10 protein-coding genes are annotated in these 14,138 nt (G+C 28.7%); 4 read left to right on the top strand and 6 right to left on the bottom strand.

The window, feature by feature from the left end; all coding sequences use genetic code 11:
* Position 1 precedes the first annotated feature (1 nt).
* Positions 2 to 2,698, bottom strand: a complete 2,697-nt coding sequence (gene secA / locus N187_RS00745; RefSeq protein ID WP_025419377.1) for a preprotein translocase subunit SecA — start codon at positions 2,696 to 2,698, stop codon at positions 2 to 4.
* A 63-nt stretch (positions 2,699 to 2,761) separates the two neighbouring features.
* On the opposite strand from secA, the gene N187_RS00750 reads away from it, so the two are divergent.
* From N187_RS00750 to alr, 3 genes are all read left to right on the top strand, one after another.
* Positions 2,762 to 3,895 (top strand): LIC_12708 family protein, encoded by a 1,134-nt coding sequence (locus N187_RS00750; RefSeq protein WP_025419378.1) that lies wholly within the window; start codon positions 2,762 to 2,764, stop codon positions 3,893 to 3,895.
* A 450-nt stretch (positions 3,896 to 4,345) separates the two neighbouring features.
* On the top strand, positions 4,346 to 4,762 hold the full coding sequence (locus N187_RS00760) for a hypothetical protein (protein ID WP_025419379.1): 417 nt from the start codon (positions 4,346 to 4,348) through the stop codon (positions 4,760 to 4,762).
* A gap of 148 nt (positions 4,763 to 4,910) precedes the next feature.
* A complete protein-coding gene (alr, locus tag N187_RS00765; RefSeq protein WP_025419380.1) occupies positions 4,911 to 6,011 on the top strand; it encodes an alanine racemase in 1,101 nt (366 codons plus the stop codon).
* On the opposite strand, the gene N187_RS00770 is transcribed toward alr, so the two are convergent.
* Positions 6,003 to 7,598: a hypothetical protein gene (locus N187_RS00770; RefSeq protein WP_025419381.1), complete on the bottom strand. Its 1,596-nt coding sequence runs from the start codon at positions 7,596 to 7,598 to the stop codon at positions 6,003 to 6,005. The two genes, alr and N187_RS00770, sit on opposite strands and share 9 nt — an antisense overlap.
* 74 nt (positions 7,599 to 7,672) lie before the next feature.
* Here N187_RS00770 and N187_RS04935 point away from each other — a divergent pair, with 74 nt between their 5' ends.
* Positions 7,673 to 7,840: a hypothetical protein gene (locus tag N187_RS04935; RefSeq protein WP_156922684.1), complete on the top strand. Its 168-nt coding sequence runs from the start codon at positions 7,673 to 7,675 to the stop codon at positions 7,838 to 7,840.
* Between the two features lie 3 nt (positions 7,841 to 7,843).
* Here the strand turns inward: N187_RS04935 and N187_RS00775 are convergent, their stop codons facing one another.
* The 4 genes from N187_RS00775 to malQ form a co-directional block, all read right to left on the bottom strand.
* Positions 7,844 to 9,595 carry a hypothetical protein gene (locus N187_RS00775; protein ID WP_025419382.1) on the bottom strand — a complete coding sequence of 584 codons (1,752 nt, stop codon included), beginning with the start codon at positions 9,593 to 9,595 and terminating at the stop codon, positions 7,844 to 7,846.
* 76 nt (positions 9,596 to 9,671) lie between these two features.
* On the bottom strand, positions 9,672 to 10,649 hold the full coding sequence (locus N187_RS00780) for a calcium/sodium antiporter (protein WP_025419383.1): 978 nt from the start codon (positions 10,647 to 10,649) through the stop codon (positions 9,672 to 9,674).
* Between the two features lie 33 nt (positions 10,650 to 10,682).
* A complete protein-coding gene (locus N187_RS00785; protein ID WP_038443351.1) occupies positions 10,683 to 12,533 on the bottom strand; it encodes a putative glycoside hydrolase in 1,851 nt (616 codons plus the stop codon).
* A gap of 96 nt (positions 12,534 to 12,629) precedes the next feature.
* A complete protein-coding gene (gene malQ / locus N187_RS00790) occupies positions 12,630 to 14,105 on the bottom strand; it encodes a 4-alpha-glucanotransferase (protein ID WP_025419385.1) in 1,476 nt (491 codons plus the stop codon).
* Positions 14,106 to 14,138: the final 33 nt, after the last annotated feature.

Consider the following 14,138-nt stretch of genomic DNA (forward strand, 5'->3'; position numbering starts at 1 on the left):
TTTAATTTCTTCCATGACAATTTTTATATTTTTTACCACTGCTACAATAACAAGGTGTATTCCTCCCAATTTTAGGAGCACTTCGAATTATTTGAACCCCTGATGTATTATCCCTCTCTCCAGCAACAATACTTGAAAATTTTTTGTGAGTAGCATGAATATTTTTAAGTTTTTTATTTTTATAACCACTAGAATCAATATCAACTTTCATCTGTAAAGTTCGCCTTAAAGTTTCAACCTTAATATCTTTAACAAGATCACTAAAAATTGCAAAACCTTCTTCTTTATATTCAGTAATTGGATTTTTATTAGCATAAGATCTCAGATAAACTGATTCTCTTAAAGAATCAAGATTTGCAAGATGATCTTGAAACTTAGAATCAATATTCTTTAAATACTCATGTCTCAAAAATTCATTTAAAAGTTCAGATCCAATCAATTCTTCCTTTTTATCCAAATTAGCCTTTGCAACTTCCACTAACTTATTTTTCAAATCCAAAATACTCATGGTTTCAACAGAGCCAACATCCTCCATCATATAAGCAAAAATTGAGTTTATTTCATTTAGAACAGAGATCGTAATTACTTCTCCCTTAACTTGATCAAATAAAAAATCAAGATATTCTCTTAAAGAAAGAAGAATACGATCCTTAATATTTTCATCAACAAGAATTGAATCCCTTTGAGAATAAATAAACTCCCTATGCTTTGTTATAACATCATCATACTCTAAAAGATGTTTTCTAATCTCAAAATTTCTATCCTCCACTCGCTTTTGTGCATTAACCAAAGATTTCGTTAATAAAGAATGCGTAATAGGCTCACCTGTTGCCATCCCAAGTCTGCCCATCAAAGCTCTCAAGTTATCGCCTGCAAAAAGTCTCATCAAATCATCTTCAAGCGACACATAAAATCGCGATCGGCCAGGATCCCCCTGTCTTCCTCCTCGTCCTCTAAGCTGATTATCTATTCTTCTTGACTCATGACGCTCACTACCAATAACATAAAGCCCACCAAGAGCTTTCACCTCTTCATAATCTTTCAAATACTGTTCTCGTTCACTCTGCATAGCTCCCTGAAACTCTTCAAGACTCATACTTGTTCCGAACTTTTTACGAACCCGATGCTCAAGATTACCCCCAAGCTTAATGTCAGTACCACGTCCAGCCATATTTGTTGCAATTGTAACAGAATATTTTGCTCCCGCCTCAGCAATAATTAACGCTTCACGAAAATGATTTTTTGCATTAAGAACTTCATGTTTAATACCTTTACTTCTAAACATGTCTGACAAAATTTCAGACTTCTCAATAGAAACAGTTCCAACAAGAACAGGTTGTCCTCTCTTATAAGCCTCATAGACCTCATCAGTAATTGCTTTAAATTTAAACTCTTCAGTATAGTAAATAATATCATCTTCATCTACCCTTGCTACCAACTTATTAGTTGGAACGACTATAACATCAAGATTATATATCCTATGGAATTCTTTCGCCTCTGTATCAGCTGTACCAGTCATGCCCGAAATCTTATTAAACATTCTAAATAAATTTTGAAATGTAATGGTTGCCATAGTTTTATTCTCACTTGCAATCTTTACACCTTCCTTAGCCTCAATAGCTTGATGCAATCCATCAGAATATCTACGTCCCTTTAAAATACGACCTGTAAACTCATCAACAATTTCAACACCAGAATCACCAACAATATATTCTCTATCCTTTAAGAAAAGCAAATGGGCTTTTAATGCTTGAGTCATATAATGAACGTAATTAAAATTAGAACCAACATACATAGAGCCCTTAATTATGCCTCTTGAAGTCAAAATTTGCTCAAGATTATTTAAACCACTTACTGTAAAAGATACTCTCTTACCCTTCTCATCAATTGTATAATCTCCATCAAGCTCATCAACCTCTAAAGGATAATCTCCAGTCTTTGGATCCTTAGAACATTCCTTTAAGAGCGAAACAAGAGAATTAACTTCAAGATAAGCACTAGTATCTCCCTCAGCAGAACCTGAAATAATTAAAGGAGTTCGAGCTTCATCAATCAAAATAGAATCAATTTCATCGATAATACAATAATTGAAATTCCTTAAAGACTTTTGAGATAAATCAACACACATATTATCTCTTAAATAATCAAATCCAAGTTCATTATTTGTAACATAAGTAATATCCTTGCTGTATTCTACCTTCCTCTTAGAAGAATCCATATTTGATAGTACAACACCAACACTAATACCCAAAAGCTCAAAAACTGGTTTCATCCACTTTGAATCACGCTCTGCAAGATAATCATTAACAGTTACAACAATAACACCATTACCTGTCAAACTATTAAGGTAAGCAGCCTGCACTGAAGACAAGGTTTTACCCTCCCCAGTCTTCATTTCTATTATTTTGCCCTGATGAAGCGCAAGTCCAGCAACAAGCTGAACATCATAAGGCCTCTCTTTAAGTCGCCTTCTAGCAGCTTCTCGCGAAAGCGCAAATGCTCTCTCTAAAATATCCTCTAAAGTTTTACCTCTCTTAAGTTCATCTCTAAACTTTTCTGTTTCACTAATAAAATCTTCATCCGACAAAGACAAGGCCCAAGACTCAAGCTTGTTAATATTCCGCAAGATGGGAAGATAACCCTTCAGATCTCTCTTACTCTTTGAACCAATAGTTGCTTCAAATATCGCTTTTAACATATCAGGTGCAAATTCTCCTAAAATAATTGACTTTCTCTCATTTAAAATAATAACATCTAAAACATGAAAAAGTGCTATAAAATTTACTTAAGTCTATTTTTTGTAATTATATCATGTAACAGCAAAACTTTAAACGAACTTGGAGAACAACAATTCAAAATACCATTTGGAACACTACCCGAAGAAATAACACCACTTGCAAACAAATTTACTAATTCAAGCTTTGATATTAAAACATACAACGGACTTGTATACATAGTAGAGACAAAAGCAAATAAGCTCATGATTTTTAACTCATACGGAAAACTAATCCAAACTTACCAAAACGGAATATTCAAAACAAACGCTGACCTTAAAATCAAAAAAGTAGATTTTGAAAATATTCAGGCAATTTATCCATCAAAAGACTTTATTGTAGTATCAGACAAAATAAGTAATAAAAAGTCTAAATTTGATGAGAAAGAAAATATAGCATATTCTACACAAATATTTATTTTAAATAAAGACTCATCTATAGAAGTATTGGGACAAGAAGGACGAAATGGAATACCATTCCCACAGGTTTACGATATCAATATTGATGACGGAAATAATATGGCAATAATAACCATATATCATGAAGGATATATAATATACTCTTATGACAAAGATCTATCACCCCTTTACAAGATTTATGTCAATACAAACATACTACAAATACCGGAAGAAGAAAGAAAAAAATGTAACATATCAATAGATAAAGTATTTTTTGAAGTAAACAAGAAAATTATTTATGTAAAAACAACCCACTACGAAAATATTAAAACCAATGAAAATATTAACGATCTCGGAGTAAGGATCAAAAACCAATATTTCTATACAATTCAATTAAATAAAAACAAAGAATTCGAAATAAAAAATAAAATTACATTGCCTCAAAACCTATTAGATGATCAACAAGAAAGTTTCATTAATATCATTGGAGTTCAAAAAGACAAAATAATTGCATCTACTAACATGAAAAACTTGACTAACACCTTAATATGGAAGCTGGACAACAATGGCAAGATAAAAGAACAAATGATATTAATTGAACCACCAAATCTCAAATTTCTAGCTGAAAGCCTATCTAAGGATGGAATACTTAGCATACTTTATGGAGAAAAAAGTGGAGTCAGCGTTTATTGGTGGAATTTAAATGCTTTACTTAAACTATGAGATATCTAAAAATTAACATCTATGAAAAATAAGCATCGCAAAATACACAATAGACATAGACAACTATTAAAAAAAATCTAATTCTTGGAATAATTTTTATCATCATGCTAATCATTATCAAAATTGTATTAATTCCCAAATTACAAAAATTGGAAAGCAGATACAAAACTATCATCACAATAAAACACAAAATAAAGAATGAAAACCCACATAACAAAATCAATATAAAGGTTGCAACATAAAAGAACTAAGAAAAGCCAATATAGACGTATATTTATATAATAAGATAATAAACTTATCGAAAATGATATGATTTACATAGACAAGATTAACTATACATTATATACTAATGTTGCATACAGGAATGAAAGTTTGCTCAATATAATACTAATAAATCAGAAAGTCAATAAGTCATATTTTAGTAAAAGATTAGATCTTGGAGGATAAGAGATGTTACAAATATATTTTATATCTGTTTTACTCAATATTTTAGGGGGGCTCATATTAGCATTTCCAATTTTGGAAGGAAAATTTAAATGCTTAATCATCTTTGAAGAATTTGTAAATCTAATTAATCATAACAAAAACGTAAGAAGTATTTTCGGAACAATATTCTTAATAATTAGCATCTTTGAAATAATAATACCTTATGATTTACCAATAGTTGGGAATTTACTTCCTGCCATCAGTCTATTTCTTATTGGTTTTATCCTATCCTTAAGTCAAAAAGTGCCCATAAACCTTCAAAATAATAAAGAATATGGCAAATTTACATCTTTCATTGAAAGCAACAAAAAATTAATAGGAATTTTAGCATTAATTATTGGAATAATGCATTTCCTTGCGCCAAAAGTACCCCTTCTGTAAAATCTAGCTCACGGTATGCAATTACAATTTCAAACAATAAGATAATAATATAAAAATTAATATCATGAAACAAAAAAAGGACAATTTAAGTAAAATACTAAAATCTTGTTAAAATCCTATCAATGTATAATGTACTATAATAAACAAAATGGCTAAATATAAAAAAATAATAATAAACCTCAAAAACTTAGAGGATAATATAACCTCAATTAAAAACCATATTCAAAAAAGAGAATTAGTAGCTACCCTAAAAGCTGATGCCTATGGACATGGACTTATTCCAACATTTAAATTCTTAAAAGAAAAAGGAATAAATTATTTTGGTCTTTTTGACATAGATGATGCTTTAAAGCTTAAAAAAATAGATAAAAGCACATCCATATTACTCTACATTAACACAGATAAAAGTACAATAAAAAATTTAGTCAAATTCAATATTACACCCTTTATTGCCGATTTTCAGTATTTATCACTCATAGAACAAGAATGTAATAAACAAAATAAAAGAATCAAGGTTCATCTAAAAGTTGATGTTGGCATGAATAGATATGGAATCAAAATAGAAAATGCACTTAATCTAGCAATTAAAATTCAAAATTCAAAATTAGTAGAATTTGAAGGAGTTTGCACACACTTACCAACAACAGAAAATACAAAAATTACTCAAGCACAACTCGAAAAATTTGTCTATTTCATAAATGAACTTAAGGCCAATAAAATAAATCCAAAGTTCATACATGCTTCCAATTCAGAACACATAGCAAACTACACAATAAACTCAAAATTTAATATGGTAAGACCAGGTCTAATTCTATATGGATATCATACACATTCAAACAGCCCAAATAACAATTTACAACTTAAACCAGTACTAAGCTTATACTCAAAAATCGTATTTCTTAAAAATATAAAAAAGGGAGAACAAATATCATATTCTGGTCTCTTCACAGCAACAGAAGATATGCAAATAGGACTTATACCAGTTGGCTACTTCGACGGAATTCCACAAAACACATCTAACAACTTTTATTGCCTAATAAGAGATAAAAAATGCTTTATTAGAGGAAAAATATGTATGAATATTTCAATTATAGAAATACCCAAAGATTTAAAAATCAACATAGGGGAAAAAGTAGAAATCATCTCCGAAAGATTAAGCTTAGATATACTTAGCAAGGAATCTGGAATAAGCAAATATGAAATACTTTGTTCTATTGGAAAACATGCAAAGAGAAAATATTTATATTAAGTTCCCTAAAGAATTAAACTTTTGAAAATCAACTAAATCTCCCTTACTATCATAAATCCATCTATAAACCGATATACCCCCAATATCATCTCTTAACCTTAAATCTGGACCATGATTCGTTTTTTTCGAAATTTTACCAAATTTATTATACTCATACCTATATACACTAACACCATGAATATCATCTTGTAACTGGCCTAGATTACCAAAATTTTTCTGACTAATAAGTCTATTTTGCTTATCATACTCATAAGCATACTCAAAAACAGCATTCCGATCTGCAACCAAAATCCCATTATTAGAATAATTACTCTTTAAAATCACATTACCATTAACATCATATGCAAATTTATATCTAAAAACACCCTCAGCATCAGCTATAGGATTATCAAAACCTCCATAATGCTCTTGATATTCAAGTAGCCCATCTTCATTATAAGCATACTTATAAATCATTACTCCATTAGAATCACTAATTAAATTAAAATTTTTATCAAAGAAAAGATTCTCAATTAAATAAAATTTATTATCATATTTATAACTATAAACCGCAATACCCTTAAAGTCATCCATTATTTCATATTTTTCCTCATAACTAGCAGGAACATCACTATTATAATTTTTATTTATTATGTTACTGTAGTTTATTACCCTTTTTTCATTATTTTGTATATAAAAAATAGTTTTCTTCATGGCATAACCATTCTGACTAACAGTTAAATTATTGTTAGCATCATAATTATACTCCTTATAAAAACAATCCTTTTCTTTTAAATTATACTCATATCTATATATTGATACATTATTCTCATCAGGAGTTAAATTATTTTTGATATCATAATTCAAAACTTCAATGAGCTTGCCATTAAAATCATAACGATATGTCTTACTTGCCACAGAAAAAGGATTTGTATACAAAGCAGAAACAGAATCTAAATACTCTTCCTTTACAACATTATGTTTACTATCATAAGTTAGCCGAAAACCATATATTCCATTTTTAGCCTTTATATGATAGTTTCTATCATCGTAATATAAAACCGTTTTTGTCCGATCATAATCATCATAAATAACCTTAGTATAACAAACATCATTTAAATCCTTAATCTGCAAACCAACTTCACTAAACCTATAAACATCAAAACTACCATTATCATGGTAAATAAAATGATAATAAGCAACTCCATACTTATCTCTTATAATCTCATTAGATTTATTATAATTAAAAATATTTTTAGGCCTTCCATTTGAAAAGTATTCTACTTGTTCAATATGAACATCTTTTGAATTCTTAACAGCAAAACCCCCATTTAAAAATAATCTTCTCTCTATATCTTTTAAATGTTCTATTTTGATCTGATTTGCACCAAAAATAGAAGGCATCAAAATACCTAGTTTACCAACATAATCAACAAACACAAGTTTACCATCATCATAAGTAAATTTATATCCACACTCCTCCTCTGCATCTTCCTTACTTATTTCATATCTACCAACTAACCTATAATTACTATCATATCCAGCCAATCTATAGTAAATTTCTTCTGCAAAAAGAGCATAAGCCACAAAAAACATAACCAAAAACATAGTCATTCCTTGATCAACAAACCTTATTTTGATAAATTTATTATACAATAAATCAGTATAATGAGGAGTCTAAGATGGCAAAAATTTCGAAAAATGCTCAAAGAATCGGATCTAAAGAGTTAATAAGCAGGTGGGGCGGAAAAATTATAATGAAATCTAAATTTGAAAACGGTAAAATCAAACACTATGCTGAATGTCAAACATCAAAAAATACAGCAAGAAGACCTAAAGATTTATTTTAAAATTTATTTTTTATTCAACTTATCTTCAAATTTTAACCAAGCTTCATCTTGCTCACTTTTAGTATAGGTGCGGTTTAAGGGTTGTTTCTTAGGAGTTCCATTGCTTTTTTTAACATAGGAATTCCTAATTTGATCCTTCATATCTTCCCTCCGTCTTCGTCTTTTATCTAGCTGTCTTTTCACTCTCTCACCTGGATCAAAAAGTCCAATATGACTTTTAGCTACAACCTTAGAATTCAATCTGGATAAAGCCTCCTTATAACTTTGATGTTTCCCCGTTAAGAATAACAAAACCCTCTTTAACAAAGGCAGATCTCTATAAGCAGAATCTAAAAGATTAGGCAAATCAACTTTATAAATCTTATAAAGCTGTAAAAATGTATTACTATTTTTAAAATATTTAGCAGCTTCTGTTTTTATTATATCCTTAAGATGAGTTTGAATATTTTGTGTTTTAGAAACTCGTCTATAATGCGAAATAATAAAATCAAGCAACGCAACCTTATTTTTTAAACAATAATTACTTATATCATAATTAGTTACGAATTCACTTAACATTTTTTCAAGACCTTCTTCTATGAGAACATCAGAAGAATTTTTCCTGTTAACAAACATCTTTGTGAACTCATTCCTCAATTTATCCCTAACATCAACTAAAATCTGATCATATTCCTTTAAAAACATAGAATAAGCACATGGCTTATATAAATACATGCCACGCTTAATGCTAAATATTTTGGGCAACGAACCCTTGATACTAGACTCAAAAAAGTATTCATTAGCTACCTTTAAAAAATTCCTAGGATCAGATAACCCTTCAGCATGCTCTTGAAGAATAACCTTAAATTCCTCTATATTAATAAATCCTGGCTTAAACTCTATTGTTTTTTCAATTGCTTTTAAAGTTTCATCAATCTTAATACTTTCTAAATTTTTAAGTTCTTCTAAATTTTTTTCATTAGTAATATAAATATTCAACATATCTAAAAAAGTAAAGTAATGTTTAGAAATATTAACACCTTTCTTATTTAAAATCTCATCCTTATTTTCTAAAATACCTAAAAGAAGATTATAAGCAACTCCAATACCATTGATACTCTCATCTAAAATTCGATCATACTCACTAAGTTTCAAATTCTTAGCTCTCATAAAAACATCCTTAACTATTCTGTTAGAAGCAATTTTGAATAAAATTCTCTTCATAAATTCGACAAAGTATAAAGCTTGACCTGAAGGAATTATTAAAGAATCCAGCACAAATATCTTCTTTAAAGAAGAATTCTCTTGAAAATATTTAAGATTAACATCTGAATTTGAAAGAGTGATAAACTCTTTTTCAAAAGCTAAAAAATTTTTATCTATATTCTTAATAGTAAGTAAAGTACTAAAAAGTTCTATTCCTACATAATGTTTTAAAAACAGATCCTCAATAGCATAATAATAAAAATCATAGCTATTTTCATCTGTTATGATTATCTTATAAGGTGATAATTCTCCATTTGACGTTGCTTGGTTAACAATAATTCCCCTCTTAACCTCATAAAGCTTGCGAAACAAAAAATCTAACTCACCTTTAAGAGCACGAACTTTAACAGAATAATCCTCAATAAAATTAGCATAATCTATAACGTTATTCTTATATTCCAAAATAATTCTTAAAATCATTTTCTGAGCATCTGAAGAAATCCCTATCTGAGAAATCAAAATATCTACTTCCTTATCATTTAGATAGAAAATTTCAGGTAACTTTTTCATCTTATACTTATAATCTCCTCATATGAAAAACAATAATACCATAATACATGATAACATATTGATAAATGTAATAAAATTAAAAAGCACCAAATAAAAATGAATTATATAAAACATAAAAACATAAAAAAAGAACTGCAGGACCTCGATTAAAAGCTCCTCTAAATCTTACTATGAAGAATAACACTAAAGATACAGCAAACATGATACTAAAATCACCAAAATAAATATCACTCATAAGCACTGGACTTACAAAACTACTAATAGATAAAATAAATCCAATATTAAATATATTACTTCCAATAATATTGCCAAGAGCAATATCCGACTCCTTCTTAATTACTGCAAAAAGAGAAACAACAATCTCAGGTATGCTGGTTCCAAAAGCTACAAAAATAATTCCAATAACTTTCTCACTAATATTGAAAACATTGTGTGCAATATATATTGAATTATCTATTAATAATTTTGAACCTAAATACAAGAAATATATACTTAACAATAGGAGTAAAACATTCAAAAATAAAAACTTAAAACCATAATTATAATTAAGATCCTTTAAATCTTTTGTAACAGAATTATATTTTTTTTCTTCTCTGTAAAATAAAAATAGATAAGATAAAAACAAAACTAAAATCAACAATGAACTGGTCCTATAATAAGGCATCTTAAAAAAAGCCAAAACACCAAAATCAAAAGAAAGCAATAAAAGAAGAGACATCAACAAAAATAAAACTATAAAAGAAAATTTAAGTCTCTTAAAATTAGTCTCAATCTTTAAAAACAACCCTGTTAAAGGCAGTGCAAGTAACATATTAATAATATTACTTCCAATGATATTAGAAACAATAATCTCATTTCTACCCTTAAGCGATGCTATTAAACTTGTAAAAAGTTCAGGAGCACTTGTTGATAATGATACTATTACAACTCCGATTAAAAGATTAGGAACTTGAAAATAAGTAGCAATGTTAACAGAACTTTTTAAAAGATAACTTCCACCAAGATATAAAAAAAATATGCCAAGTATTACATACAAAAAATGAATATACTCCAAAAAAATCTCCTTCCACAAATAATAAAATACATATTAAGAAAAACCTAAAAACTCACTTAAATCATTCTCAACCATATAGTAAATATTAGATGCATTCCATAAACTAAAGCCATTACCTAAAGACTCTTTGACACCTTTTAATTGATGAGAAAAATATTCCAAATAAACCTCCTTACTCACACGGCGTTCAGGACCAAGTAAAAAAGCTTGAACATAAGGCCTAATTATAACATTACCTGAAGCGAATACAGAAGCTCTATTGCTCCCTTCTCTATAAATCTTATAAGCTCTGGTAGTATAATATAACTCATCCTTCAAAAAATCATTAGTGTAATGCGAAGGATAAAACATTGGGGAAATAACGTCAACATAATCTGCAATCATAGAAATATTTTGACCAATACTATTCGTAATAAACCATCCATTATTTCCATAAATATCAATAGAAATAGGAACAGAAAGATTTTTCCTAGCCATAATTAAAAAAGATTCAAGAGCATCAATTGATCGCATATTATATTTGTTAAATCTTGAACTTATAAGGGACACAGGACCATCTGTTGGAAATCTAATATAATCAAACTGAATCTCATCAACTCCAAGAGACTGAATCTCCTCTGCAATAGACAAATTATAATGCCAAGTGTCTGGAGAAAATAGATCTACCCAATGTTCCTTTTGAACAGATTTAAAAGAATCACCTTGCTTAATTTTGACAATATTTGCCCACGGTTGATTGGTCTTTTTATTCCAAAGGGCATACTCACAATTATTATAATAATAGAGCTTTTCATCTTTAAACACAACCACTCTAGCAATAACATATATTCCAAGGTTTTTTGCTTTATTTAAAATATAAGGAACATCTATCAAATTTTTAACAGCTTTTATTTTATTAGGCAAAGCCAATTTACTTGAATAAGTTAAAATACCACCATCATCTTTAAAATCAATAATAACAGCATTCATACCCAATCTCCTTATAAACTCAAGTCTCTCATCAATAGCTGTTTTATTCCGAAGAGTATAAGCCGTTAAATAAATCGAACCCTTATTAGAAGCAAGACTCATCCTATTTGACTTTTGAAGAGAATCATCTATATAAATAGAAAATTGACTACTAAAAGTCCACTTACCATCAACATAGAAATAAAAATGATTATCATAAGTTTTAACTAAAAGTTTTTCTTTCCTTGCATCTGACAAATCAATAATGCACACTATCTGTTTTTTAAAGGGAAAGTCTAACTCCTTAATAACCCCCAAAATTGTATCAATTAAAATAATATTTCCATAAATTCCATGAGAACAATACAATTCATTCGCATTGTTTCTGGAAAACTCTATTGCACTAATCACATCATAATAACCAGCACCAAGATATATTTTAGAAATTAAAGAATTTAAGCTCTTAAAATCCAAATTATCATTAACACTTAAGTAAATTCCACTATTAGAAGTACCAATAGCAATACACTTAGATTCTCCTCGAGATAACGCACTTGATGTAATATAAGAATTTTTATTAAATTTATCATTACCAACTAATTTTATAAAACTTTTAAAATAATCATAAGAAACATAAACAGAGTCACTAGTTGTTAAAAGAGAATTTGGAGAATAAAAATCCTCATAAACAGAAGTTATTCTCTTAGACACAGGTCTTGCAAATGGATATACCCATCTGGTCTCTAACCCCTTAGGTTCAACCTTAAATATCGTATTATTATGCTTCTTATATAAAGCACCTTTATGTATGAAAAACAAATCACCTTTCTTAAAATAATCTACTTTATCTAATGAATGTAAATGAAAACATAAAAAAAAATAAGAAAATAACAAGCAAATCATATAAAAACACATTATACATGCATTAAATTTCATATAAATAACATCCCACCCTTCTTAAAATAAATTCAAAAATAATATTTAAAAAACAAATATTATTCTAACAAATTATTGAAGTTACACTATTAAGAATTAAGATCTTCCATAAAGTTTAGTAATGTTACTTATCTTTTTACTTAAATCATCACTTAAATCACTATTCAGTATCCTAAAATTATTATGCATCGCACCATTCATCCTAAAATCAGCTACCAAATCAAGATAATCTTGCATTAAAACTATTACACTATCTGCAACACTAGACATCGCACCTCTTATCATATCCCAAACAACAGTATCCTCATTGGTATTAAAATAATCAAAAATATATTTTTTATTATCATTATCAATTTTATTGATAAATCCACGAATAGTATTATTCTCACTAATACTTGTATAAACAACACAATTTTTTATATAATTATAAGGAAGGTATATATTTTGGGAATCAAAGTCAAATGCAAACTGCATAACTCTCATTCCAGGAAAACCAAAATGATCTCTTAACCTAAATGTATCCCCAGGATCCTTCACAAGATCTTCAACCCAAATTTCTAAATCATCAATCTCATTTAGAACATAATTAAAAAAATCTTTTCCAGGACATTTCACCCATCGTCCACTAAATACCGAAGATTCTTCTGCAGCAACCTCCCAAGTTGATACAAATCCTCTAAAATAGTCAATTCTAATAATATCTACGTATTTATGCAAAAAACCAATGCGATTAATCCACCATACATAGCCATCTTTTCTTAAAGCCCTCCAATTATAAGCTGCATTATCCCAAAGATATTCTTTATTAGACAAGCAACCATAAGGCATACCTGTTACCTTATCTTTACTTGCATCAAACCTCAACTTAAAATATTTTTGGTGCGCCCAAACATCAGCAGAATCATAAGGCACAAAAATAGGAATATCACCTACTATTTTAATCCCGGCATTATTAGCATATCTTTTTAATGCTTTAAACTGAGAAAAAAAGAAATATTGTAAAACTTGCTGAACCTTTATCTCAACCTCGAGAGTTTCTCTAAGTTTAGCTAAAGCCCTAGTATCTCTTTTCAAAATCTCTTTACTAAATAAAACATTAAAAGTACATGGAGATTGAAATTTAGAATAGTACTCTTTAAAAGCAACAAAACTTGCAAAATCCAAAAGCCAGTAAGCAGCAGATTTCCTAAATTTTTCAAATGCATGCATCTCATCAACTGTTGCTCTATTCAAAAAATTCAAAGCAGCATTTCTTAAAATAATTTCTTTAGCTTTCAACTTATCATAATAAATACATCGACCTTCCAAGCATTCAAGGGTGCTTAAGTCTATGTCAACAAACCTATCAATAGCATCCAAATCAATATAATTAATATTACCAGCAAAAGCAGAACAACTTGGATAAGAAAACCCTATAAAATCAGGAAACGAATAAGATAATATTTGCCAATAACTTTGCGATGAAGCGGCAAGAAAATCTACAAATTTATATGCACCCTTTCCCAAATCACCAATACCATACCTAGATGACAAAGAACTAATACTTAGTAAAATTCCACTTTTTCTTTTCATTTTTTATACCTCAAAATAATTGACTATTTAATT

It is taken from the genome of Borrelia anserina Es (assembly GCF_001936255.1).
Lineage (GTDB): Bacteria > Spirochaetota > Spirochaetia > Borreliales > Borreliaceae > Borrelia > Borrelia anserina.

Coding starts and splice junctions, on each gene's coding strand:
- N187_RS00775 (WP_025419382.1), bottom strand. CDS start 9,595: ATGAAAAAGTTACCTGAAATTTTCTATCTAAATGATAAGGAAGTAGAT.
- N187_RS00760 (WP_025419379.1), top strand. CDS start 4,346: ATGTTACAAATATATTTTATATCTGTTTTACTCAATATTTTAGGGGGG.
- N187_RS00750 (WP_025419378.1), top strand. CDS start 2,762: ATGAAAAAGTGCTATAAAATTTACTTAAGTCTATTTTTTGTAATTATA.
- malQ (WP_025419385.1), bottom strand. CDS start 14,105: ATGAAAAGAAAAAGTGGAATTTTACTAAGTATTAGTTCTTTGTCATCT.
- N187_RS00770 (WP_025419381.1), bottom strand. CDS start 7,598: ATGTTTTTGGTTATGTTTTTTGTGGCTTATGCTCTTTTTGCAGAAGAA.
- secA (WP_025419377.1), bottom strand. CDS start 2,698: ATGTTAAAAGCGATATTTGAAGCAACTATTGGTTCAAAGAGTAAGAGA.
- N187_RS00785 (WP_038443351.1), bottom strand. CDS start 12,533: ATGAAATTTAATGCATGTATAATGTGTTTTTATATGATTTGCTTGTTA.
- alr (WP_025419380.1), top strand. CDS start 4,911: ATGGCTAAATATAAAAAAATAATAATAAACCTCAAAAACTTAGAGGAT.
- N187_RS04935 (WP_156922684.1), top strand. CDS start 7,673: ATGGCAAAAATTTCGAAAAATGCTCAAAGAATCGGATCTAAAGAGTTA.